A 23,568-nucleotide genomic window follows, 5' to 3' on the forward strand; every position below is an offset into this window, starting at 1 on the left:
GACGCCTCTGCGCTACCGTGCCGGCGGCTATCGAGGAGTCAGGGACGATGAAGGGATATTCATGGCACGGCCTGGGCGGCGCGATGTTGCTCGCGGCATCACTGGGCGCCGCCGCCGAGGACTTCGGCCCGTCGATCTACGCCGGCATGAACGCGCGCTTCGACCCCGCCACGGAGGCGCGCTACCGCCAGCCCGAGGCGGAACTGCGCCTGCTGCTGGCGCACCAGGGCGCAAACACCCGGACCAACCACTTCTGCCTGCTGGGCTACCGCTGGCCCCACGGCCTCGAGTTCGTCTCGGTGCACTGGCGCGAGGGGCGGATGATCCTGCGCTGGCATGGCGGTACGGACTGGGCCGAGGACCTCCTGGTGTCGGTGGTGGGCCAGGGCATCGACCTGGAAACTGGCGTGATCGACGCCGACGATGTCGGTGGCAGCACCTTCCTGGTCACCAAGCGCGGCGCCGAAGGCACGCTCGAGGACTGCCGCCGCCACGGCCGCGAATACGTGATCGGGCCCTTCACGCCTCCGCCGCCGGTCGAAGAGGAGTAACCGCCGCTGGCGTACGGGGGCAAATCCGAATACTGTTCATGTATACAGTATTCGGAGCGTTTTCCATGTCCGTCACCTTGCCGCCCCGTGGCCGCGGCACCGCCAGCAATCCGCACAACCGTTTCGCCCCCACCCGCAGCGAGAACGAGGACGACGGCTGGTTCCAGGACGAGACGCCGCCCTGCCGCGCCACCGAGGTGCGCGTCGAGCGGGCCAAGACGGTGATCACCCGCAACCAGTCGCCGGACGTCGGCTTCGACCGCTCGGTGAACCCCTACCGCGGCTGCGAGCATGGCTGCATCTATTGCTTCGCCCGGCCGACCCACGCCTACTGGGACCTGTCGCCGGGCATCGACTTCGAGACCCGGCTGATCGCCAAGACCAACCTGGCCGAGCGCCTGGAAGAGGAGCTGAGCAGGCCCGGCTACACCCCGCAGCCGCTGGCCCTGGGCATCAACACCGACGCCTACCAGCCGATCGAGCGCGAGCAGCGCCTGACCCGCCAGGCCCTGGAAATCCTGCTGCGCTTCCGCCACCCGCTGCACATCGTCACCAAGAGCTCGCTGATCCTGCGCGACCTCGACCTGCTGCAGGAGCTGGCCAGCCGCAGGCTGGTCAGCGTGGCCTTCAGCCTGACCAGCCTGGACGACGAGCTGAAACGCATCATGGAGCCACGCACCGCCTCGCCCGGCGCCCGCCTGCGCGCCATGCGCCGCCTGCACGAGGCCGGCGTGCCGGTGACCGCGCTGGTGGCGCCGATCATCCCAATGATCAACGACATGGAAATGGAGCGCATCCTCGAAGCGGCCCGCGACGCCGGCGCCCGTTCGGCCGGCTACGTGCTGCTGCGTCTGCCGCTGGAGATCGCCGAGCTGTTCGAGGAATGGCTGCGCAGCCACTTTCCCGAACGGGCCGAGCACGTGATGAGCCTGGTGCGCCAGTCACGCGGCGGCAAGAACTACGACGGCCGCTTCGGCAGCCGCATGCGCGGCGAGGGCGCCTTCGCCGACCTGCTGGCGCAGCGCTTCGCCCTGGCGCGCAAGCGCTTGGGCCTGAACCACCGGGACGGCTTCGACCTGGACTGCAGCCAGTTCGCCCCGCCAGGCCGGCAGATGGCACTGCTGTAAATGAAATGTGACTCACCGGAGCTGGCAACTGTCCGCATGCCAGGTCGATAATCCGCCGCGCGCGCCAGCGCGACGGTCCAGCACGAGGTGAGACGCCATGCCCTACAAGCACAACGCCATTCCCCTGCAGGCGCGCACCGCGCCGGAAAGCGCCGACGAGGCGCTGGGCGCCATCGTCGGAGGCTTCAAGCGCTTCCGCAACGAAGTCTTCCCGCAGCAGGAAGAATTGTTCAAGGCCCTGGCCAGCGCGCAGAACCCGCGCGCCATGTTCATCACCTGCGCCGACTCGCGCATCGTTCCCGAGCTGATCACCCAGAGCGCGCCGGGCGACCTGTTCGTCACCCGCAACGTCGGCAACGTAGTGCCGGCCTACGGGCAGATGATGGGCGGGGTCTCCACCGCCATCGAGTACGCGGTGCTGGCCCTGGGCGTGCAGCACATCATCGTCTGCGGCCACTCCGACTGCGGCGCAATGAAGGCGGTGCTGGCGCCCGAGACCCTGGAGAGCATGCCGACGGTGAAGGCCTGGCTGCGCCACAGCGAAGTGGCGCTGCGGGTGGTCGAGGCAAACTGCGGCTGCGACGGTCATGACACCCTGGGCATCCTCACCGAGGAGAACGTGGTGGCCCAGCTCAACCACCTGTGCACCCACCCCTCGGTAGCGGCGCGGGTAGCCAGCGGTCAACTGTTCATCCACGGCTGGGTCTACGACATCGAGACCAGCGCGATCCGCGCCTACGACGCCGAGAGCGGCCGCTTCCTGCCGCTGGATGGCGACGTGGTGCCGATGGCTACGCCCAAGGCGCGCTACCAGGCGCAATGAAACGAAAAGGCCCGCGGATGCGGGCCTTTTACTGTGGGCCGGTAGCCCGGACGCAGTCCGGGACCAGCGGCGGCGAAGTCAGGCGCTGACCGGCAGGCCCAGCTCCACACCCAGCTGGCGCGACAGGCACGGCCAGTTCTGCCAGGCCGCCACGGTCTGCGGGTTGCTCAGGCGGGCGCGGTATTCCTGCACCGAATCCTGGTGGAACACCTGCTCGTCCAGCATTTCCTCGACCGCGTGATGCACCGCTTCATCCAGCTGGTTGGCGAACGGCTCGCCGATCAGCTGATGGGCGATCACGTTGGCGACGGTGGTATCCAGCGGGATCAGCGGCTGCCCCAGGTGGGCGATGTAGCGGTCGTTCACTTCCTCGACCAGGCGATGGGCCAGGTAGGCCTCGTCCAGCAGCGCATCCAGGCCCTGATGGCCTTCCATGATGCTCGGCGGGCTGAGGAAGAACTGTTCGGCCAGCTTCAGCACCGGTTTCACCTGCGCCTCGATGCCGGCCTCGCGGGCGACGGCATTGGCCGCATCGAGCACATCCGGCACCTGCTCCACATAGGCGGCGACGAAGCGTTCGAGCACACCCCGGGCATCGCGCTCGGGCAACTGGATGATCGGATGCAGCCGGTCGAAGCGGCCTTCGAGCTGGCGGGCCAGGTCACCGCTGCTGGCTTCATGAGAGAGGGCGCGCTGGATCTGTTCGCGCAGGGCGGGGGTATTCATGACGGCTCCGGATGGACATGAGATAGAAACGAAAACTCACCTTAGCTGGCGACGGGCTGGGACTAAGAACGGATTGTCATAATTATTTCATGGTTAGTAGCTGGAGCTATAAACCGCTCCGCCCGGTGCCGCTTCGCTGGACGCCATCCCGCAGCCGGCGCGGCCTGGACAAAAATCGGGCGTTATTTTTCTGGCTGCGTTGTGATGTCGCACTCCCTGTCTATACTCGAACTCGCAAGGCGTGAACCTGATGGAACCGGACGGGCTTCGGCACGGAGAGGTTTCGACAAGTGATAAGCCAGCAGTATCGGCAGTCGATCCCTTAGCCGCAGGCTTAGCCGGCGGGATAACAAGAACAACGAGGGGAACCCGCAATGATGCGACATCCACGAGTCTGGATGGGCCTCCTGCTGTGGTTGACATTTGGCTCGGCGCACGCCGAGTGGGCAGTGAACATGCTGCCGGGTGTCACCGAGGTCAGCCGTTCAGTCTTCGATCTGCACATGATCATCTTCTGGATCTGCGTCGTGATCGGCGTGGTGGTATTCGGCGTGATGTTCTGGTCGATGCTGATCCACCGCCGCTCCACCGGCCAGCAACCCGCGCACTTCCACGAGAGCACGACGGTAGAAATCCTCTGGACCATCGTGCCCCTCGTCATCCTGGTGGTCATGGCCGTGCCCGCCACCAAGACCCTGATCGACATCTACGACACGTCCGAGTCCGAGCTGGACATCCAGGTCACCGGCTACCAGTGGAAGTGGCACTACAAGTACCTGGGCCAGGACGTGGAGTTCTTCAGCAACCTGGCCACCCCGTCCGACCAGATCTACAACCGGGCGAACAAGGACGAGCACTACCTGCTGGAGGTCGACGAGCCGCTGGTGGTGCCGGTGGGCACCAAGGTGCGCTTCCTGATCACCGCCGCCGACGTGATCCACTCCTGGTGGGTACCGGCCCTGGCGGTGAAGAAGGACGCCATCCCCGGCTTCATCAACGAATCCTGGACGCGCATCGAAGAGCCCGGCATCTACCGTGGCCAGTGCACCGAGCTGTGCGGCAAGGACCACGGCTTCATGCCCGTGGTGGTCGAGGCCAAGAGCAAGGAAGACTTCGCCGCGTGGCTGGCCACCCGCAAGGAAGAGGCCGCCAAGCTCAAGGAGCTGACCAGCAAGGAATGGACCCGCGAGGAGCTGATGGCCCGTGGCGAGAAGGCCTACCAGACCAACTGCGCCTCCTGCCACCAGGCCAACGGCGAGGGCCTGCCGCCCATGTTCCCGGCGCTGAAGGGCTCGAAGATCGCCACCGGCCCGGTCCAGGACCACATCCACATCGTGGTCGAGGGCAAGCCGGGCACCGCCATGGCCGCGTTCGGCAAGCAGCTGTCGGAAGTCGACCTCGCCGCCATCATCACCTACGAGCGCAACGCCTGGGGCAACGCCGTGAACGACATGGTTACGCCGAAGGACATCCTCGCGTTCAAACAGGCTCAGGAGTAAGGACATGAGTGCAGTGATCGATCACAACGGTCATGCCGGACATGACCATCACCACGGCCCGGCCAAGGGGCTGATGCGCTGGGTGCTGACCACCAACCACAAGGACATCGGCAGCATGTACCTGTGGTTCAGCTTCGCCATGTTCCTGCTGGGCGGGTCCATGGCCATGGTCATCCGCGCCGAGCTGTTCCAGCCCGGCCTGCAGATCGTCGAGCCGGCCTTCTTCAACCAGATGACCACCATGCACGGCCTGATCATGGTGTTCGGCGCGGTGATGCCGGCCTTCGTCGGCCTGGCCAACTGGATGATCCCGCTGATGGTCGGGGCGCCCGACATGGCTCTGCCGAGGATGAACAACTTCAGCTTCTGGCTGCTGCCGGCGGCCTTCGGCCTGCTGGTGTCGACCCTGTTCATGGAGGGCGGCGGGCCGAACTTCGGCTGGACCTTCTACGCGCCGCTATCAACCACCTACGCGCCGGAGTCGGTGACCTTCTTCATCTTCGCCATCCACCTGATGGGCATCAGCTCGATCATGGGCGCGATCAACGTGATCGCCACCATCCTCAACCTGCGCGCCCCCGGCATGACCCTGATGAAGATGCCGCTGTTCGTCTGGACCTGGCTGATAACCGCCTTCCTGCTGATCGCGGTGATGCCAGTACTGGCCGGGGTGGTGACCATGATGCTGATGGACATTCACTTCGGCACCAGCTTCTTCAGCGCGGCCGGCGGCGGCGACCCGGTGCTGTTCCAGCACGTGTTCTGGTTCTTCGGTCACCCCGAGGTGTACATCATGATCCTGCCGGCGTTCGGCGCCGTCAGCTCGATCATCCCCGCCTTCGCCCGCAAGCCGCTGTTCGGCTACACCTCGATGGTCTACGCCACCGGCGCCATCGCCTTCCTCTCGTTCATCGTCTGGGCCCACCACATGTTCACCGTCGGCATCCCGCTGACCGGCGAACTGTTCTTCATGTACGCCACCATGCTGATCGCCGTGCCCACCGGGGTGAAAGTGTTCAACTGGGTGAGCACCATGTGGCGCGGTTCGATGACCTTCGAGGCGCCGATGCTGTTCGCCGTCGCCTTCGTCATCCTGTTCACCATCGGCGGCTTCTCCGGGCTGATGCTGGCCATCGCCCCGGCGGACTTCCAGTACCACGACACCTACTTCGTGGTGGCGCACTTCCACTACGTGCTGGTGCCGGGCGCGATCTTCGGCATCTTCGCCTCGGCCTATTACTGGCTGCCCAAGTGGACCGGCCACATGTACGACGAGACCCTGGCCAAGCTGCACTTCTGGATGAGCTTCATCGGCATGAACCTGGCGTTCTTCCCGATGCACTTCGTCGGCCTGGCCGGCATGCCGCGGCGGATTCCGGACTACAACCTGCAGTTCGCCGACTTCAACATGATCTCGTCGATCGGCGCCTTCACCTTCGGCGCCACCCAGTTCCTCTTCCTGTTCATCGTCATCAAGTGCATCCGTGGCGGCAAACCCGCCCCGGCCAAGCCCTGGGACGGCGCCGACGGGCTGGAGTGGAGCGTGCCCTCGCCGGCGCCCTACCACACCTTCAGCACGCCGCCGGAAGTGAAGTAGGAGGCGCGCGGTCGTGAGCGAAGCCCTGGACAACCGTCGCCTGGTCACTCGCCTGCTGCTGGTGGTGGCCTGCATGTTCGCCTTCGGCTTCGCCCTGGTGCCGATCTACGACGTGATGTGCCAGGCCTTCGGCATCAACGGCAAGACCGCCGGGGCCTACCAGGGCGAGCAGTCGGTGGACGAGCAGCGCCAGGTACGGGTGCAGTTCCTCGCCACCAACGCCGCCGGCATGTCCTGGGAATTCCATCCGACCACGGACGAACTGACGGTGTCGGCCGGCTCGAGCAACGAGATGGTGTTCATCGCCCACAACCCCACCAGCAGGCCGATGACCGCCCAGGCCATTCCCAGCGTGGCGCCGTCGAAGGCCGCCGCCTTCTTCCACAAGACCGAGTGCTTCTGTTTCACCCAGCAGGTGCTGCAGCCGGGCGAGCGCATCGAGATGCCGGTGCGCTTCATCGTCGACCGGGATCTGCCGAAGGACGTGAGGCACCTGACCCTGGCCTACACCCTGTTCGATATCACTGCGCGCAAACCACCCGTCGCGCAGGCGACTCTTGCCCAGACAGCCCCTGCCGGGGCGGCTCCATAAGGAGAACAAGAAAATGTCGAGTCACGAGAACTACTACGTTCCCGCCCAGAGCAAGTGGCCGATCATCGCCACCATCGGCATGCTCACCACCGTCTACGGTATCGGCAGCTGGTTCAACGACCTCAAGGCCGACCGCGCGGAATCCAACGGCCCGCTGATCTTCTTCGTCGGCGGCCTGATCCTCGCCTACATGCTGTTCGGCTGGTTCGGCAACGTCGTCAAGGAAAGCCGCGGCGGCCTCTACAGCGCGCAGATGGACCGCTCGTTCCGCTGGGGCATGAGCTGGTTCATCTTCTCCGAAGTGATGTTCTTCGCCGCCTTCTTCGGCGCGCTGTTCTACATCCGCATGTGGGCCGGCCCCTGGCTCGGCGGCGAAGGCGACAAGGGCGTCACCAACATGCTGTGGCCGAACTTCGAATACACCTGGCCGCTGCTGAACAACCCCGATCCCAAGCTGTTCCCGGGGCCGACCGAAGTGATCAGCCCGTGGCACCTGCCGCTGATCAACACCATCTTGCTGATCACCTCCAGCTTCACCGTCACCTTCGCCCACCACGCCCTGAAGAAGGACAAGCGCGGCCCGCTGAAGATGTGGCTGGCGCTGACCGTGCTGCTCGGCGTGGTCTTCGTCGTGCTGCAGGCCTACGAATACTACGAGGCCTACACCGAACTGGGCCTGACCCTCGGCTCGGGCATCTACGGCGCGACCTTCTTCATGCTCACCGGCTTCCACGGCGCGCACGTGACCATGGGCGCGCTGATCCTGACGGTGATGCTGGTGCGCATCATGAAGGGCCACTTCGACTCGGAGAAACACTTCGGCTTCGAGGCCGCCAGCTGGTACTGGCACTTCGTCGACGTGGTCTGGATCGGCCTGTTCATCTTCGTCTACGTGCTTTGAAGCCAGTCGCTACCAGGTAACGTGGGAGACCAGTTGGCCGCTGTAGAAGCCCCAGGCGATGAGCGCCAGGGTGACGGAGGCGAGGATCACGCGGAGCGTCAGGGCGTTGACCAGGCGCGAGCCGCGGCCCTCGTCCCTGACCAGGAAGAACAGGCCACTGAACAGGCTGGCCAGGGTGGCCAGCAGCAGGAGGATGATCGCGGCCTTGAGCATGCGTGACTCCGGAAATGGGGGAAGACGGTGTGCAGTTCCAGTATAGCCAGCCGCATTCCGGCCCCGGGCACAGGGGCATGATCGGTTTCCGTCCGGGGCTGCTGCCCAGCATCGTGGTCGCGCTGCTGTTGCCGCTGCTGGTCGGCCTGGGCTTCTGGCAACTCGCCCGCGCCGGGGAGAAGCGCCTGCTGCTCGCCGACTTCGCCGCCCGCGAGCACGCCGAACCCATGGGCGTCACCGACCTCGAACCGCGCGCCGACCTCTCCCACCTGCGCATCCGCCTGCACGGCCAGTTCGACGAACGCCATAGCCTGCTGCTGGACAACCGCCAGCGCGGCGGCCAGGTCGGCGTCGAGCTGCTGCAACCCTTCTACGACCAGGCCTCCGGCCTCTGGCTGCTGGTCAACCGCGGCTGGCTGCCCTGGCCGGACCGGCGCACGCCGCCGCGCTTCGACACCCCCGAGCAGCCGCTGGACCTGGTGGCGCGGGTCTACGTGCCGGTCGGCAAGACCTTCCAGCTGCAGGATGACCCGGCCGGCGGCGACTGGCCGCGCCTGGTCACGGCCGTCGAGCCGGAACGCCTGTGGCGCCAGCTCGGGCGCGGCGGCATGGCCTACGAAGTGCGCCTCGAACCCGGCCCGGCCGCCTACCAGGCCGAATGGCCACTGGTGGCCATGGCCCCGGAAAAACACACCGGCTACGCCGTGCAATGGTTCGCCATGGCCGTCGCCCTGGTCGGCCTCTACCTCTATCTCGGCATCCACACAGCGCGCCAGACCGCGCGGGAGAAACAGCATGAGCCCAGCCATGAATCCGGCCCTTTCCACTCCTGAAGCGCCCAGGGCGCGCGGGCGCCTGCAGCTGATCCTGCTGCTGCTGGTGGCGGTCGGCCCGATGATCCTGGCCACCGCCATGTACCAGTGGCGCTTCTGGGTGCCGGAAGGACGCAACTATCACGGCGCCCTGGTCGGCGATGGCACCCAGATCGCCGACATCGGCGTACAGGGCGCGAGCGAGGAACGCTGGCAACTGCTGGTCACCGCCCCCGGCGACTGCGCCGAGGACTGCCGCCAACTGGTCTACGCCGCCCGGCAGATCCACATCGGCCTCAACCGCGACGCCACCCGTGCCGTCCACGGACTGGCGGTGAGCCGGCCGCTGGCCGCCGACTACGACGAGCAACTCAGGCGCGAATACCCCCAGCTGGGCCGCTACCACCTCGACAACCTGCGCTACGACAAGGCGGTGCCGGCCGGCCAGGGCGCCCTGCTGTGGATCGTCGATCCCAAGGGCAACCTGGTGCTGCGCTACGACGCCACCAGCAAGGGCAAGGACATCCTCAACGATCTGCGGCTGCTGCTGAAGCTGTCGCAGATCGGCTGAGAGCCTGCCCATGATCGGCTGCGCGTCGGCCAGCCCGCGTTGGAAGCGGGCTCGGCATGCCCATTTACCGCTCCTGAGCTGCGTTGCTTCGCCCGCCTCCGCCTTGCCTGGCTCCAGAGACGGTACTGACAGGGTCGTCATTCCCGCGCAAGCGGGAGTCCAGAAGCCCCGCGACATCTCGGCTCCCGCTTGCGCGGGAGTGAAGAGGACTTTTTCAGCGTCCCTGGCTCGCAGGATCATGAGCAGATGCTGGTACCCCCTATAAGAACAAGAGAGGCCCCGGATGAGTGAACGCAAGACCCTGCCCGGCTACCGCCTGGCCCTGTTCGCCACCCTGCTGACGGTGGTGGTGGTACTGCTCGGCGCCTACACCCGCCTGACCCACGCCGGGCTCGGCTGCCCGGACTGGCCGGGCTGCTACGGCTTCCTCGGCGTGCCGATGAGCGAGCACAAGCAGGCCCTGGCCGAGGCGCGCTTCCCCGAGGCGCCGGTGGAGGTGGAAAAGGGCTGGAACGAGATGGTCCACCGCTACTTCGCCGGCACCCTCGGCCTGGTCATCCTCGGCCTCGCCGTGCAGGCGCTGCGCCGCCGCGACGAACCCGGCAGGCCGCTGAAGCTGCCCCTGCTGCTGCTCGGCGTGGTGGTCGCCCAGGCCGCCTTCGGCATGTGGACGGTGACCCTGCAGCTGTGGCCCCAGGTGGTCACCGCGCACCTGCTCGGCGGCTTCACCACCCTGGCGCTGCTGTTCCTGCTGACCCTGCGCCTGTCCGGCCGGCTGCCGGTGCTGGCAAACGTATCGGCGCGCCTGCGCCTGCTCGCCATCGCGGCGCTGTGCCTGGCCGTCGGGCAGATCGCCCTGGGCGGCTGGGTCAGCTCCAACTACGCGGCGGTCGCCTGCGTCGACCTGCCGACCTGTCACGGCGAATGGTGGCCGGCGATGGACTTCGCCAACGGCTTCCACCTGACCCAGCACATCGGCCCCAACTACCTGGGCGGCCAGCTCGACAGCGACGCCCGCACCGCCATCCACATGACCCACCGCCTCGGCGCGGTGGCGCTCAGCCTGATCCTCCTGCTGCTGGCCTGGCGCCTGCGCGCCGCCGGCCTCGGCCGCCTGGCCGGCCTGCTGCTGCTGGCCCTGGCCGTACAGGTCAGCCTCGGCGTGAGCAACGTGCTGCTGCACCTGCCGCTGGCCGTGGCGGTGGCGCACAACGGCGGCGGCGCCGCGCTGCTGCTGGTGCTGGTGCTGATCAACTACCGACTGCGTGCCCCTGCGGGAGCGGCCTTGGCCGCGATGGCCCGGCCTTCACGGCCAAGGCGGGATGCCGCCCAACCGCTTCCCCAGCATAACTAGAAAGGAGAAACGCCATGGCTACAGTGCTGCGAGCCCACTCCGAACACGCCACCTGGCGCGACTACCTGGAGCTGACCAAGCCCAGGGTGGTCCTGTTGATGCTGATCACCTCGCTGGTCGGCATGTTCCTCGCCACCCGCGCCGGCGTGCCGTGGACCGTGCTGGTGTTCGGCAACCTCGGCATCGGCCTGTGCGCCGGCGCCGCGGCGGCGGTGAACCACGTGGTCGACCGACGCATCGACTCGATCATGGCGCGCACCCACAAGCGCCCGGTCACCGCCGGGCGCGTCTCGGTGCCGGCGGCGCTGGGCTTCGCCCTGCTCCTGGCCGTGGTCGGGCAGGGCCTGCTGCTGGCCTTCACCAACGAGCTGACCGCCTGGCTGACCCTGGCCTCGCTGCTCGGCTACGCAGTGCTCTACACCGGCTTCCTCAAGCGCGCCACGCCGCAGAACATCGTGATCGGCGGCCTGGCCGGCGCCGCGCCGCCGCTGCTCGGCTGGGTCGCCACCACCGGCCATCTCAGCGCCGAGCCGCTGCTGCTGGTGCTGATCATCTTCGCCTGGACGCCGCCGCACTTCTGGGCCCTGGCCATCCACCGCAAGGAGGAGTACGCGAAAGCCGACATCCCCATGCTGCCGGTGACCCACGGCGAGCACTACACCAAGGTGCACATCCTGCTGTACACCGCCGTGATGTTCGCCGTGACCCTGCTGCCCTACGCCATCCACATGAGCGGGCCGCTCTACCTCGCGGCCGCGCTGGTGCTCGGCGGGCGCTTCATGTTCTGGGCCTGGGTGCTGTACCGTGACAGCCGGCCGCACGCCGCGATCAACACCTTCAAGTACAGTATCTGGTACCTGTTCCTGCTGTTCATCGCCCTGCTGGCGGACCACTACCTGTTGCTCAACCTCTGAGCGGCCCGCGCGATACCGGCGGGCACGCCACACTGCCCGCCGAACCGAAGAGAGATTCCATGAGCCGTACCCAGAAGACTGTCCTCGTCCTCGCCGCCGTCGTCGCCCTGGTGGTGGGCCTCACCGTCAACAAGGTGCTCAACAGCAAGGGCGACGGCACCGACAAGGTGGCGCTGCTCGACGCCGGCATCGTCCTGCTGCCACAGAGCCGCAGCCTGCCGGACCTGACCCTGACCAACCAGGAAGGCCAGGCGGTGACGGCGAACCAGCTCGAGGGCAAATGGAGCCTGCTGTTCTTCGGCTACACCTTCTGCCCGGACATCTGCCCGGCCACCCTGGCGCAGATGCGCCAGCTGCAGGGCATGCTGCCGGCCGAGGCCAAGGAACGCCTGCGCGTGGTGCTGGTGACGGTGGACCCGCACCGCGACACCCCCGAACAGCTGAAGAAGTACCTCGCCTACTTCGACCCGGGCTTCCAGGGCCTGACCGGCAGCCAGGAGGACATCCAGAAGCTGGCCAGCGCGGTGAGCATTCCGTTCATCCCGGCCGACACCAGCAAGGAAAACTACACCGTCGACCACAGCGGCAACCTGGTGATCATCGGCCCGGACGGCAGCCAGCGCGGCTTCATCCGCGCACCGGTGAACGTCGACAAGCTGGCCGCCCAGCTGCCGGGGCTGCTCGGATCAAGGTAGGGCGGGTGCAACCCGCGTGATCCCCGGTGGCGCGGGTTGCACCCGCCCTACGGGAAGCCGAAACGAAAAAGCCCGCTCAAGAGCGGGCTTTTTGTTGGCTACGTCCTCGTACGGGCACGGCATGTAGGGTGCGCCGTGCGCACCAGCAAGCCCATACATGGCCCCGGTGCGCACAGCCTGGAGGCCCCGCGCTCCCTACACGAGAACCAGCAGCTGGCAGGCGATCAGAACGCCGGCACCACGGCGCCCTTGTACTTGTCCTCGATGAATTTCTTCACTTCCGGGGTGTGCAGGGCCGCTGCCAGTTTCTGCAGAGCGGGGCTGTCCTTCTTCGCGGCGGTGGTCACCAGGATGTTGACGTACGGCGAGTCGGCGCCTTCGATCACCAGGGCGTCCTTGGTCGGGTTGAGGCCGGCTTCCAGGGCGTAGTTGGTGTTGATCAGAGCCAGGTCGACCTGACCCAGCACGCGCGGCAGGGTGGCCGCTTCCAGCTCACGCACCTTGATGGACTTCGGATTCTCGGCGATGTCCTTGACCGTGGCGGTGATACCGGCGCCTTCCTTCAGCTTGATCACGCCGGCCTTCTGCAGCAGCAGCAGGGCGCGACCGCCGTTGGTGGCGTCGTTGGGGATCACCACCTGGGCGCCTTCGCTCAGCTCGTCGAGCTTCTTGATCTTGCTGGAGTAGGCGCCGAAGGGCTCGACGTGCACGCCGGCGATGCTCACCAGCTGGGTGCCACGCGAGGCGTTGAACTCGTCCAGGTACGGCTGGTGCTGGAAGAAGTTGGCGTCCAGGCGGCCTTCGGCGACCTGCACGTTGGGCTGCACGTAGTCGGTGAAGACCTTGATCTTGAGGTCGACGCCTTCCTTGGCCAGGGCCGGCTTGACGAATTCGAGAAGCTCCGCGTGAGGCACGGCGGTGGCGGCGACGCTGATCGAGTCGGCGGCCTGGGCGGCGGCGGAAGTGAGGGCCGCGGCGGCGGCCAGGGCAGTCAGCAGTTTCTTCATGTTCAACTCCTTGTGGGACGTGGCGCGGGGTCCGGCGGGTGGCCGGTCGCCCGCTGTTCTAGGTGGATTTACTTGCGTGAGAAATGGATGACCAGCCTGTCGCCGACCATCTGCAGCACCTGCACCAGCACCAGCAGCAGGATGACGGTCACCGCCATCACATCCGGCTGGTAGCGCTGGTAGCCGTAGCGCACGGCCAGGTCGCCGAGGCCGCCGCCGCCGATCAGTCCGCTCATGGCGGTATAGGAGACCAGGGTGATGGCGGTGACGGTGGTGGCCGCGATCAGTCCCGGCAGGGCCTCCGGCAGCAGCGCGCGGAAGATGATCTGCAGGGTGCTGGCGCCCATCGCCTGGGTCGCCTCGATGATGCCGCGGTCCACCTCGCGCAGGGCGGTCTCCACCAGGCGCGCGAAGAACGGCGTGGCCCCCACCACCAGCGGCGGGATGGCGCCGGCCACGCCCAGCGAGGTGCCGGTGATCAGCACGGTCAGCGGGATCATCAGGATCAGCAGGATCACGAACGGCACCGAGCGCAGGATGTTCACCACCAGCGACAGAACGGCGTACAGCGCGCGCTGCTCGAACATCTGGCGCGGGCCGGTGAGGAACAGCAGCACGCCCAGCGGCAGGCCGAGCAACACGGTGAACAGGGTGGCGCCACCGAGCATGTTGAGGGTGTCGAGGCTGGCGTAGCCGATTTCCTGCCAATCGACGTTGGGCAGCAGTTGCTCGAACATCAGCGCAGTACCTCCAGATGCACCTCGGCGGCCCGGAAGCGGCCGATGGCGCTCTCCACGTCGCCGCCGGTCAGGGCCAGGGTGAGCTGGCCGTAGGGGGCGTCCTTGATGCGGTCGATGCGCCCGGCGAGGATGCTGTAGTCGACGCCCGTCTCGCGGGCCACGGTGCCGAGCAGCGGCGCGTAGGTGGCCTCGCCCTGGAAGGTCAGGCGCAGGATGCGGCCGCTGACGTTGGCGAAGTCGTCGCGCTGCTCGCTCTCGTCGATGTGCTCGTCCTCCAGCACGAAGCGGCGGGTGGTGCCGTGCTGCGGGTGGAGGAACACCCGGGCCACCGGGCCCTGCTCGACGATGCGGCCGTCATCCATCACCGCCACCTGGTCGCAGACCCGGCGGATCACATCCATCTCGTGGGTGATCAGCACGATGGTCAGGCCCAGCTCGCGGTTGATCTCGGCCAGCAGCTGCAGCACCTGGGCGGTGGTCTGCGGGTCCAGTGCGCTGGTGGCCTCGTCGCACAGCAGGATCTTCGGCCGGGTGGCCAGGGCGCGGGCGATGCCGACCCGCTGCTTCTGGCCGCCGGAAAGCTGGGCGGGGTACTTGTCGGCATGGCCGCTGAGGCCGACCCGGGCCAGCAGCTCGTCCACGCGCTGGCGGATTTCCGCGCGGCCCAGTTCGCCGGCCAGTTCCAGCGGCATGGCCACGTTGGCCGCCACGGTCTTGGACGACAGTAGGTTGAAGTGCTGGAAGATCATCCCGACCTGGCGGCGGAAGCGGCGCAGGCCGTCGGCGTCGAGGGCGGTGATGTCCTCGCCGTCGATCACGATGCGCCCGCCGGAGGGTTCCTCCAGGCGGTTGATCAGGCGCAGCAGGGTGCTCTTGCCGGCGCCGGAATGGCCGATCAGGCCGAACACCTGGCCCTGCTCGATGCGCAGGTCGGTGGACTGCAGGGCGGGTACGTCCCGCCCGGAGACCCGATAGGTCTTCTGGACGTGGTGGAACTCGATCACTGAGCGAACCTTGTGGGTACGTGGGAATGCTGGTCGCGATCCGGTGAGGTGCAACGACTCCCCTCTAGCCTAGGCGGTTAGCCGAAAGCCGCGCATTCTAGCCGTTTTGTTTATGCGCTCTTAGTCTTTGTTGGCCTGGCTTTCCTTCATAAAGGCATAAGCCGCGGGGCGGATGCGACCCGCCATGCGGCGCTTCCATTGCCTCAGCCGTTGCGCTGCGGGCTGAGCACCAGGCGCGGCTCCTGGTCGGGCTTGTACACCGGCGACAGGCGCGGCGCGAAGCCCGGGTCGAGCTTCTTGATCCGTGCCGAGAGCAGCGCGGCGACGAAGGGATAGTCCTTGGCCTCGCGCACCTCCAGGCTCACCGCGCAGCCGAAGGCCACCACGTCGGCGGCGACCCGGTCGAGCAGGTCGCGCAGCGCCTCGCGGTCACCGGCATCGAGCATCGGCAACGGCACGGTGCTGCTGGGCGCGGCGGGGTCGATCAGTTGGGCGCGCGGCGCCACCGGCTCGGCGATCTTGGCCGCGACTACTGGCGGCGGCGGAGCCACGGGCTCCGGTCGCTTGGCGGCGGCCTGCTGGGCGCGCGCCTCGCGCTCGGCGGCGGCCTTCTCTTCCGCCAGTTGCTGCTGACGGACCCGCTCGGCTTCCTTCCTGGCGAGGGCGGCCTCGGCTTCGCGCAGGCGGCGTTCGGTTTCCTGGCGGCGCGCCTCGGCGTCCGCCGACTCGCTGGCCTTCGGCTGGGCCGGCGGCGCCTTGGCCGCAACCTGGGGGGCCGGGCTCGCCACGGAGGCGGCCTGGCTGTACTGCTGTTTCAGGGCCGGCGAGGCCGCGCCCAGGTGGCGCTCGCCCTTGGCCAGGGTGGCGCTGGCAGCCGCAGTATCGCCGGCCTGCAATTGCTGGCGGCTGCGTTGCAGGTAGGCATTCGCCAGTTCGCGCTGGTACTGGCCCAGGCGCACGTCGTTGCCGGGGGCCCGCTGGCGCAGGGCTTCCAGCTTGGCTTCCGCGGCCTGCAGGTCGCCCTGGGATATCTGCGCGGAGACCTGATTGAACTCCTTCACCAGCTCGTCCACCGTCCAGTATTCGGCATGGGCTTCGCCCAACAGCAAGCCGAGGCCGAGCGCGGCGATATAGCGATACGCTCTGTTGTTCATCATGTGACCCATGGGTTCCGCTTGGTTTTGATCTGAGCAAAAAACGCTCAATGCTACCGGGCCTGGCGGGGCAGAGCAAAGCCAATCAGGAAAATCGCGGCGGCGCAGACCACGATGGAGGGGCCGGCGGGCGTGTCCTGGAACCAGGAAAGGCTCAAGCCCGCGGCTACCGCGAGCATGCCCAGGAAGCTGGCGCCGATCGCCATCTGTTCCGGGGTGCGCGCGTGGCGCTGGGCGGCGGCCGCCGGGATGATCAGCAGCGAGGTGATCAGCAGCACGCCGACGATCTTCATGGCCACCGCGATGACCACGGCGATCAGCAGCATCAGCGCCAGGCGCAGGCCGGCCACCGGCAGGCCCTCGACCCGCGCCAGCTCCTCGTGCACGGTGATCGCCAGCAGGCGGCGCCACAGCGGCAGCAGCAGGGCCAGGACCAGGGCGCAGCCGCCGAGAATCCACGCCAGGTCGTTGGCGCTCACCGCCAGCAGGTCGCCGAACAGGTAGCCCATCAGGTCGATGCGCACCTCGTCCATGAAACTGAGGACCACCAGGCCCAGCGACAGGGTGGTCGGCGCCAGGATGCCCAGCAGGGTGTCCGAGGCCAGCGCCTGGCGCTGCTGCAGGGTCACCAGCAGCACGGCCAGCAGCAGGCAGCCGGCGGTCACCGCCAGGGTCGGGCTGAGATCGAGCAGGAAGCCCAGGGCCACGCCGAGCAGGGCGGCGTGGGACAGGGTGTCGCCGAAATAGGCCATGCGCCGCCACACCACGAAGGAACCGAGCGGGCCGGCCACCAGGGCAAGGGCCAGGCCGGCGAGCAGCGCGTTGAGCAGGAAATCGGGCATCAGTGCTTGCATCCGGGACCGTGCACATGGGCCGGACCGTGGATGGTCAGGCCGGCGCCTTCGACCACCTCGCCATGCAGGTCGTGGCTGTGGTCATGATGGTGGTGGTAGACGGCCAGGCTCTTGGCGTCCTGGCCGAACATCTCGAAGAACACCGGGTCGTTGCTGACCTGTTCCGGATGTCCCGAGCAGCACACGTGGCGGTTGAGGCAGACCACCTGGTCGGTGGTGCTCATCACCAGGTGCAGGTCGTGGGAGACCATCAGCACGCCGCAGCCGTAGCGGTCGCGCAGGCGGGTGATCAGGCGGTACAGCTCCGCCTGGCCGGCCACGTCGACGCCCTGGACCGGCTCGTCGAGCACCAGCAGTTCCGGCTGGCGCAGCAGGGCGCGGGCCAGCAGCACGCGCTGCAGCTCGCCGCCGGAAATGCTCTGCAGCGGGCTGTCGAGCACCTGCCCGGCGCCCACCTCGTCCAGCGCCGCGATGGCCGCGGCACGATCGACGCCCGGCACCAGGCGCAGGAAGCGCAGCACCGACAGCGGCAGGGTCGGGTCCACGTGCAACTTCTGCGGCATGTAGCCGACGCGCAGGCGCGGCTTGCGCTGCACGCTGCCGCGATCCGGCCGGAGCAGGCCGAGCACGGTGCGCACCAGGGTGGTCTTGCCGGCGCCGTTGGGGCCGATCAGGGTGACGATCTCGCCGGGGCGCACGGTCAGCTGCACGTCCTGCAGCACCGACTGGCCGGCGAAGCCGACGCCCACGCCGTCGAGGCGGATCAGCGCATCGCTCATCACGCGCCCTGGCAACCGGCGCAGAGGCCGACCACTTCGACGGTCTGGCTCTCCACGGCGAAACCCACCTGGCTGGCGCCGGCGACGATGGCCGCGCTGATGGCAGGCTGCTCCAGCTCGATGGCCGTGTGGCAGGTACGGCAGATGAGGAACTGGCCCTGGTGCAGCTCGCCCGGGTGGACGCAGCCGATGAAGGCGTTGAGCGAGGCGATGCGGTGCACCAGCCCGTTCTCCAGCAGGAAGTCGAGGGCGCGGTAGACGGTCGGCGGCGCGGCGCGGCGGCCGTCCTCGTCGCTCAGCACGCCGAGGATGTCGTAGGCCCCGAGCGGCTTGTGGCTGGCCCACACCAGCTCCAGCACGCGCTTGCGCAGCGCGGTCAGGCGCGTGCCCTGACGGGCGCACAGCGTCTCGGCCTCGGCGAGGGCGTCGGCCACGCAGCGGGAATGATCGTGTGGCAGGCAGGCCAGCGGCGTGTTGTCGGTCAGCGGCTTGAACATGACGAGGGACGTCCGGGTGAAGAGACGTTATTCTATTACTCTTTTGCCTCAGAGTCTTGCCGTCGTGTCGCGCCCGTTCGCCGTTATCGCCCTGTTCCTGCTCAGCCTGGCCGCCCAGGCCGAAGTGCGGGTCCTCACCAGTATCAAGCCGCTGCAACTGATCGCCGCCGCCGTGCAGGGCGAGACCGGCCGGCCCGAGGTGCTGCTGCCGCCCGGCGCCTCGCCGCACCACTTCGCCCTGCGCCCTTCAGACGTGCGCCGCGTGCAGTCCGCCGACCTGCTGTACTGGATCGGCCCGGACATGGAGAGCTTCCTGCCGCGCGTGCTGGATGGCCGCGAGCGCCCCAGCGTGGCCGTACAGTCCCTGCCGGGGCTGACCCTGCGCCACTTCGGCGAGGAGGCAAGCGATGAAGACGAGCATCACCACCACGATGCCGACGAGCACGACCACGATCACCGGCCCGGCAGCCTGGACGCGCACCTCTGGCTGCTGCCCGCCAACGCCCGGGTGATCGCCGCGAAGATGGCCGCCGACCTGGCCGCCGCCGACCCGGCCAATGCCGCGCGCTACCAGGCCAACCTGGCCGCCTTCGAACAGCGCCTGGACGCCCTGGACGGCGAGCTGAAAGCCCGTCTGGCGCCGCTGGCCGAAAAACCCTTCTTCGTCTTCCATCAGGCGTTCGACTACTTCGAGGCCGCCTACGGCCTGCGGCACGCCGGGGTGTTCACCGCCGCCAGTGAGGTCCAGCCGGGCGCCCGCCACGTGGCGGCGATGCGCGAGCGCCTGGCGGCGGCCGGCCCATCCTGCGTGTTCAGCGAACCGCCGCTGCGCCCGCGCCTGGCCGACACCCTGTCCGCCGGCCTGCCGGTGAAGCTGGCGGAACTGGACGCCCTGGGCGCCGGCGCGAAGAGCTACGAACAGCTGCTGGGCGAACTGGCTGGCCAGCTCGCCGGCTGCCTGGAAGGGCTGTAGGGCGCACGCCGGTGCGCGTGGCCTAGGCGGCCCCGCGCTACAGGGCGAAGGGCAGCGGCAATGCCACCCGCTGGCGGCGGGCCAGGCGGCGCTGGAACTCGGCGGGGTCCTTGACCAGCACGTCGCGGTCCTGGAAGCGGCGCGCAGCGATCAGCCGGGACAACCAGAAGCGCAGGCAGGCGACCCGCAGCATCGCCGGCCACAGCTCGGCCTCGGCGCGGGTGAACGGGCGCAGCGCGGCATAGGCGCCCAGCAGGGCGCGGGCCAGCGCCGGGTCCAGCTCGTCGTCGGCGCCGGAGCACCAGTCGTTGAGGGTGATCGCCAGGTCGTAGAGCATCGGCCCCGAGCAGGCGTTGTAGAAGTCGATCACGCCGGCCAGATGGCTGCCGTCGAACAGGGCGTTGTCGCGGAACAGGTCGGCGTGCAGGTTGGCACGCGGCAGGGCGAGGATGTCCGCCTTCAGCTCGGCCACTTCATTGAGGCTGTCGCGCAGCAGCGGCAGCTGCTCATCGTGCAGCTCCAGGGCCAGCACCGTGCCCTCTTCGAGCATCCAGTCCAGGCCCCGGTCGCTGCGCCGTTCGAGGATGTCATCGCGAGTCGCCACGTGCAGACGCGCCAGCCAGCCGCCGATCTCCGCGCAATGGTGGGCATTGGGCGAGGCGACGTGGCGGCCGGCCAGGCGCGGCTGCAGGATGGCCGGCTTCCCGGCCAGTTCGCGCAGTGCCTCGCCGCCCGCGGTCGGCACCGCGTAGGGCACCGGCAGGCCGGCCCGGTGCAGGCGTTCGAGCAGGGCGACGAAGAACGGCATGTCCGCCCGCGGGCCACGCTCGACCAGGGTCAGGACGAATTCGCCACCCTCCAGGCTGACGAAGAAGTTGCTGTTCTCGGTGCCCGCGGCGATGCCCTGGAAGTCCTTCAGGCGGCCGAGGCCGTAGGGCTCCAGGAAGACTTCCAGTTCATGGCGTTCGAGAGGCGTGAAGACCGACATGGCGGGAGGTCCGTAGTGCGGGCGCGGCGGCCGGGGCCGCCACGCGGGTTACCACTTGAAGATTTCCCAGGCGGGAATGAGCATGTCCGGCTGGTCGGAACGGACGAAGTTACCCTCGCTGCCGTCGGCACGCACCAGGAAGTACGGCTTGCCGTTCTTAGGCGTGACCTTGATGGCGTAGAGGAAGCCGTTCTGCCGGTATTCGGTGATGGTCTTGTCGCCGTCCTGGCGGATGGTGACGTCCGGATCGCCGGTGACCGCGTCCTCGGCCATCGCCACCAGCGGGCTCGCGGCCAGCACGGCGGCCAGCATCAGGCGGTTGAATGCGCGCATGATAACCTTGTCCTTTTCTCGTCAATGGTCGGTCCATTCTAGCGCCGGCCCCATGGAAAAGGTTGATCCCTCGCATGTCTAACGCCCCCTTGGTCCTGGTCGACGGTTCCTCCTACCTGTACCGCGCCTTCCACGCCCTGCCCCCGCTGGCCACCTCCAAGGGGCAGCAGACCGGCGCGGTGAAGGGGGTGCTGAACATGCTCAAGAGCCTGCGCAAGCAGTATCCGGACAGCCCTTTCGCGGTGGTGTTCGACGCCAAGGGCGGCACCTTCCGCGACGAGATCTTCGCCGAGTACAAGGCCAACCGCCCGCCGATGCCGGAAGACCTGCGCGGCCAGGTCGAACCGCTGCACGCCAGCGTACGGGCCCTGGGCTACCCGCTGCTGTGCGTGGACGGGGTGGAGGCCGACGACGTGATCGGCACCCTCGCCCGCCAGTGCGCGGCGCTCGGGCGCGACGTGGTGATCTCCACCGGCGACAAGGACATGGCCCAGCTGGTGTGCCCGCACGTCACCCTGGTCAACACCATGACCGGCAGCGTGTACGACATCGAGGGCGTGAAGGCCAAGTTCGGCGTCGGCCCCGAGCTGATCATCGACTACCTGGCCCTGATGGGCGACAAGGTGGACAACATCCCCGGCGTGCCGGGCGTCGGCGAGAAGACCGCGCTGGGCCTGCTGGTGGGCGTCGGTGGCGGCCTGGAGGTGCTCTACGCCAACCTGGACAAGGTGCCCGAGCTGCCCATCCGCGGCGCCAAGACGCTGCCGGCCAAGCTCGAGGAACACCGCGAGATGGCGTTCCTGTCCTACCTGCTGGCCACGATCAAGACCGACGTCGAGCTGGACGTCCGGGTCGAGGACCTCTACCCCGGCGAGCCGGACCGCGAGGCCCTGCTGCGGCTCTATACCGAGCTGGAGTTCAAGAGCTGGCAGGACGAGCTGATGCGCGAGAAGGCCAAGAACCCGCCGGCGCCACCGATCAGCGGCGGCCTGTTCGACGAGGGTCCGCTGAGCGAGGAGCCGGAGGTGGCCTCCCGCTACGAGACGGTGCTGGAACAGGCGCAGTTCGACGCCTGGTTGAAGAAGCTGGAACAGGCCGAGCTGATCGCCTTCGACACCGAAACCACCAGCCTCGACGCCCAGCAGGCCCAGGTGGTCGGCGTGTCCTTCGCGGTCACCGCCGGCGAGGCGGCCTACGTGCCGCTGGCCCACTCCTACATGGGCGTGCCCGAGCAGCTCGACCGCGACGCCGTTCTGCGCGCGCTCAAGCCGATCCTCGAGGACCCGGCCAAGGCCAAGGTGGGGCAGCACGCCAAGTACGACATGAACGTGCTGGCCAACGCCACCACGCCCATCGACATGCAGGGCCTGGCCTTCGACACCATGCTCGAATCCTACGTGCTGGACTCGACCGCCACCCGCCACGACATGGACAGCCTGGCGCTCAAGTACCTGGAGCACAGCACCATCCGCTTCGAGGACATCGCCGGCAAGGGTGCCAAGCAGCTGACCTTCGACCAGATCGCCCTCGAACAGGCCGGCCCCTACGCCGCCGAGGACGCCGACGTCACCCTGCGCCTGCACCAGGCCCTGTGGGCCAAGCTCTCGGCCACCCCGGCGCTGGTCAAGGTGCTCAAGGACATCGAGATGCCGCTGGTGCCGGTGCTCGCGCGCATTGAGCGCAACGGCGCGCTGGTCGACGCCAAGCTGCTCGGCCAGCAGAGCCTGGAGCTGGGCGAGAAGATGATCGCCCTGGAACGTGAGGCGTACGCCATCGCCGAGCAGGAATTCAACCTGGGCTCGCCCAAGCAGCTCGGCGCCATCCTCTACGAGAAACTCGGCCTGCCGGTATTGAGCAAGACCGCCACCGGCCAGCCGTCCACCGCCGAAAACGTGCTGGCCGAACTGGCCGAGCAGGACTACGCCCTGCCCAAGGTGATCCTGCAGTACCGCACGCTGAGCAAGCTCAAGAGCACCTACACCGACCGCCTGCCGGAGCAGATCAACCCGCGCACCGGGCGCATCCATACCAGTTACCACCAGGCGGTGGCGGCCACCGGGCGGCTCTCCTCCACCGACCCGAACCTGCAGAACATCCCGATCCGCACCGCCGAGGGGCGACGCATCCGCCAGGCCTTCGTCGCACCCGCCGGCTACAAGCTGATGTCGGCCGACTACTCGCAGATCGAGCTGCGCATCATGGCCCACCTGGCCAGGGACGAGGGCCTGCTGGACGCCTTCCGCCACGACCGCGACGTGCACAGGGCGACCGCGGCGGAGGTGTTCGGCGTCGAGCTGGAGCAGGTCACCGCCGACCAGCGCCGCAGCGCCAAAGCGATCAACTTCGGCCTGATCTACGGCATGAGCGCCTTCGGCCTGGCCAAGCAGATCGGCGTCGACCGCAAGCAGGCGCAGGCCTACATCGACCGCTACTTCGCCCGTTACCCCGGCGTGCTTGCCTACATGGAGCGCACCCGCGAGCAGGCCAGCCAGCAGGGCTTCGTCGAGACCCTGTTCGGCCGCCGCCTGTACCTGCCGGACATCCACGCGAAGAACCCGGCGCTGCGCAAGGGCGCCGAGCGCACCGCGATCAACGCGCCCATGCAGGGCACCGCGGCGGACATCATGAAGCGCGCCATGGTGGCCGTGGACCGTTGGCTGCCGGAATCCGGGCTGGACGCGAAAGTCATCCTGCAGGTGCACGACGAACTGGTGCTGGAAGTGCGCGAGGATCAGGTCGAGGCGCTGAAGGCCGGCCTGCTGCCGCTGATGAGTGGTGCCGCCGAACTGGCAGTGCCCCTGGTGGTGGAAGCGGGCGTGGGCGACAACTGGGACGAGGCGCATTGAAACGCTGCGGCATAAGGT

Annotated in this window: 25 protein-coding genes; 14 read left to right on the forward strand and 11 right to left on the reverse strand. The window is 67.9% G+C overall.

Annotated elements, in window-relative coordinates:
* Positions 1-47 precede the first annotated feature (47 nt).
* The 3 genes from N7640_RS13760 (at position 48) to N7640_RS13770 (ending at position 2,501) form a co-directional block, all read left to right on the forward strand.
* Positions 48-551 (forward strand): hypothetical protein, encoded by a 504-nt coding sequence (locus N7640_RS13760; RefSeq protein WP_220815329.1) that lies wholly within the window; start codon positions 48-50, stop codon positions 549-551.
* 65 nt (positions 552-616) lie between these two features.
* Positions 617-1,678, forward strand: coding sequence for a PA0069 family radical SAM protein (locus tag N7640_RS13765; RefSeq protein WP_220815328.1), 1,062 nt, complete (start codon positions 617-619; stop codon positions 1,676-1,678).
* Between the two features lie 97 nt (positions 1,679-1,775).
* Positions 1,776-2,501, forward strand: coding sequence for a carbonic anhydrase (locus tag N7640_RS13770; protein WP_220815327.1), 726 nt, complete (start codon positions 1,776-1,778; stop codon positions 2,499-2,501).
* A 78-nt stretch (positions 2,502-2,579) separates the two neighbouring features.
* On the opposite strand, the gene N7640_RS13775 is transcribed toward N7640_RS13770, so the two are convergent.
* Positions 2,580-3,227, reverse strand: coding sequence for a hypothetical protein (locus tag N7640_RS13775; RefSeq protein ID WP_220815326.1), 648 nt, complete (start codon positions 3,225-3,227; stop codon positions 2,580-2,582).
* A gap of 374 nt (positions 3,228-3,601) precedes the next feature.
* Between N7640_RS13775 and coxB the strand changes: the two genes are divergently transcribed.
* Genes coxB through N7640_RS13795 form a run of 4 tightly spaced genes read left to right on the forward strand, consistent with a single transcriptional unit; the run spans position 3,602 to position 7,816 of the window.
* On the forward strand, positions 3,602-4,726 hold the full coding sequence (gene coxB, locus N7640_RS13780) for a cytochrome c oxidase subunit II (RefSeq protein WP_220815325.1): 1,125 nt from the start codon (positions 3,602-3,604) through the stop codon (positions 4,724-4,726).
* 4 nt (positions 4,727-4,730) lie between these two features.
* A complete protein-coding gene (gene ctaD / locus N7640_RS13785) occupies positions 4,731-6,323 on the forward strand; it encodes a cytochrome c oxidase subunit I (RefSeq protein WP_220815324.1) in 1,593 nt (530 codons plus the stop codon).
* Positions 6,324-6,336: 13 nt separating this feature from the next.
* Positions 6,337-6,915 carry a cytochrome c oxidase assembly protein gene (locus tag N7640_RS13790; protein ID WP_220815323.1) on the forward strand — a complete coding sequence of 193 codons (579 nt, stop codon included), beginning with the start codon at positions 6,337-6,339 and terminating at the stop codon, positions 6,913-6,915.
* 13 nt (positions 6,916-6,928) lie between these two features.
* Entirely contained in the window at positions 6,929-7,816 is an 888-nt protein-coding gene (locus tag N7640_RS13795; RefSeq protein WP_220815322.1) for a cytochrome c oxidase subunit 3, read from the forward strand.
* Positions 7,817-7,825: 9 nt separating this feature from the next.
* Here the strand turns inward: N7640_RS13795 and N7640_RS13800 are convergent, their stop codons facing one another.
* Positions 7,826-8,029: a twin transmembrane helix small protein gene (locus N7640_RS13800; protein ID WP_220815321.1), complete on the reverse strand. Its 204-nt coding sequence runs from the start codon at positions 8,027-8,029 to the stop codon at positions 7,826-7,828.
* A gap of 77 nt (positions 8,030-8,106) precedes the next feature.
* Between N7640_RS13800 and N7640_RS13805 the strand changes: the two genes are divergently transcribed.
* The 5 genes from N7640_RS13805 to N7640_RS13825 all read left to right on the forward strand — a co-directional run bounded on the left by N7640_RS13805 (position 8,107) and on the right by N7640_RS13825 (position 12,375).
* Complete coding sequence (locus tag N7640_RS13805) at positions 8,107-8,862, forward strand: SURF1 family protein (protein WP_220815320.1); 756 nt, start codon at positions 8,107-8,109, stop codon at positions 8,860-8,862.
* Positions 8,837-9,412 carry a hypothetical protein gene (locus tag N7640_RS13810; protein ID WP_262880395.1) on the forward strand — a complete coding sequence of 192 codons (576 nt, stop codon included), beginning with the start codon at positions 8,837-8,839 and terminating at the stop codon, positions 9,410-9,412. Before N7640_RS13805 ends, N7640_RS13810 begins: the two co-directional genes overlap by 26 nt.
* A gap of 283 nt (positions 9,413-9,695) precedes the next feature.
* A complete protein-coding gene (locus tag N7640_RS13815) occupies positions 9,696-10,766 on the forward strand; it encodes a COX15/CtaA family protein (RefSeq protein WP_220815318.1) in 1,071 nt (356 codons plus the stop codon).
* A 14-nt stretch (positions 10,767-10,780) separates the two neighbouring features.
* Positions 10,781-11,680: a heme o synthase gene (gene cyoE / locus N7640_RS13820; protein ID WP_220815317.1), complete on the forward strand. Its 900-nt coding sequence runs from the start codon at positions 10,781-10,783 to the stop codon at positions 11,678-11,680.
* A gap of 59 nt (positions 11,681-11,739) precedes the next feature.
* The gene (locus tag N7640_RS13825; RefSeq protein WP_220815316.1) at positions 11,740-12,375 is read left to right on the forward strand and encodes an SCO family protein; all 636 of its coding nucleotides are present in this window, start codon (positions 11,740-11,742) and stop codon (positions 12,373-12,375) included.
* 224 nt (positions 12,376-12,599) lie between these two features.
* On the opposite strand, the gene N7640_RS13830 is transcribed toward N7640_RS13825, so the two are convergent.
* The 7 genes from N7640_RS13830 to N7640_RS13860 all read right to left on the reverse strand — a co-directional run bounded on the left by N7640_RS13830 (position 12,600) and on the right by N7640_RS13860 (position 18,410).
* Positions 12,600-13,382 (reverse strand): MetQ/NlpA family ABC transporter substrate-binding protein, encoded by a 783-nt coding sequence (locus N7640_RS13830; RefSeq protein ID WP_279904026.1) that lies wholly within the window; start codon positions 13,380-13,382, stop codon positions 12,600-12,602.
* A gap of 68 nt (positions 13,383-13,450) precedes the next feature.
* Positions 13,451-14,119, reverse strand: a complete 669-nt coding sequence (locus N7640_RS13835) for an ABC transporter permease (protein WP_279904027.1) — start codon at positions 14,117-14,119, stop codon at positions 13,451-13,453.
* Positions 14,119-15,126: a methionine ABC transporter ATP-binding protein gene (locus N7640_RS13840; protein WP_279904028.1), complete on the reverse strand. Its 1,008-nt coding sequence runs from the start codon at positions 15,124-15,126 to the stop codon at positions 14,119-14,121. Before N7640_RS13840 ends, N7640_RS13835 begins: the two co-directional genes overlap by 1 nt.
* A 203-nt stretch (positions 15,127-15,329) precedes the next feature.
* Complete coding sequence (locus tag N7640_RS13845) at positions 15,330-16,283, reverse strand: hypothetical protein (RefSeq protein WP_279904029.1); 954 nt, start codon at positions 16,281-16,283, stop codon at positions 15,330-15,332.
* A 50-nt stretch (positions 16,284-16,333) separates the two neighbouring features.
* Positions 16,334-17,122, reverse strand: coding sequence for a zinc ABC transporter permease subunit ZnuB (gene znuB, locus N7640_RS13850; protein ID WP_220815311.1), 789 nt, complete (start codon positions 17,120-17,122; stop codon positions 16,334-16,336).
* Positions 17,122-17,913, reverse strand: a complete 792-nt coding sequence (gene znuC / locus N7640_RS13855; RefSeq protein ID WP_279904030.1) for a zinc ABC transporter ATP-binding protein ZnuC — start codon at positions 17,911-17,913, stop codon at positions 17,122-17,124. Before znuC ends, znuB begins: the two co-directional genes overlap by 1 nt.
* Positions 17,913-18,410, reverse strand: a complete 498-nt coding sequence (locus tag N7640_RS13860; protein ID WP_279904031.1) for a Fur family transcriptional regulator — start codon at positions 18,408-18,410, stop codon at positions 17,913-17,915. The genes znuC and N7640_RS13860 overlap by 1 nt, the downstream gene beginning before the upstream one ends.
* A 64-nt stretch (positions 18,411-18,474) precedes the next feature.
* Here N7640_RS13860 and N7640_RS13865 point away from each other — a divergent pair, with 64 nt between their 5' ends.
* On the forward strand, positions 18,475-19,383 hold the full coding sequence (locus N7640_RS13865; RefSeq protein WP_279904032.1) for a zinc ABC transporter substrate-binding protein: 909 nt from the start codon (positions 18,475-18,477) through the stop codon (positions 19,381-19,383).
* A 37-nt stretch (positions 19,384-19,420) separates the two neighbouring features.
* Here N7640_RS13865 and N7640_RS13870 read toward each other — a convergent pair whose 3' ends face one another.
* Positions 19,421-20,371 (reverse strand): homoserine kinase, encoded by a 951-nt coding sequence (locus tag N7640_RS13870; protein WP_279904033.1) that lies wholly within the window; start codon positions 20,369-20,371, stop codon positions 19,421-19,423.
* Between the two features lie 48 nt (positions 20,372-20,419).
* A complete protein-coding gene (locus N7640_RS13875; RefSeq protein ID WP_220815306.1) occupies positions 20,420-20,704 on the reverse strand; it encodes a DUF2782 domain-containing protein in 285 nt (94 codons plus the stop codon).
* A 74-nt stretch (positions 20,705-20,778) separates the two neighbouring features.
* Between N7640_RS13875 and polA the strand changes: the two genes are divergently transcribed.
* Positions 20,779-23,550, forward strand: coding sequence for a DNA polymerase I (gene polA / locus N7640_RS13880; protein ID WP_279904034.1), 2,772 nt, complete (start codon positions 20,779-20,781; stop codon positions 23,548-23,550).
* Positions 23,551-23,568: the final 18 nt, after the last annotated feature.

Source organism: Pseudomonas sp. GD04015, assembly GCF_029837675.1.
In the GTDB taxonomy this organism is placed as follows: Bacteria; Pseudomonadota; Gammaproteobacteria; order Pseudomonadales; family Pseudomonadaceae; genus Aquipseudomonas; species Aquipseudomonas paralcaligenes.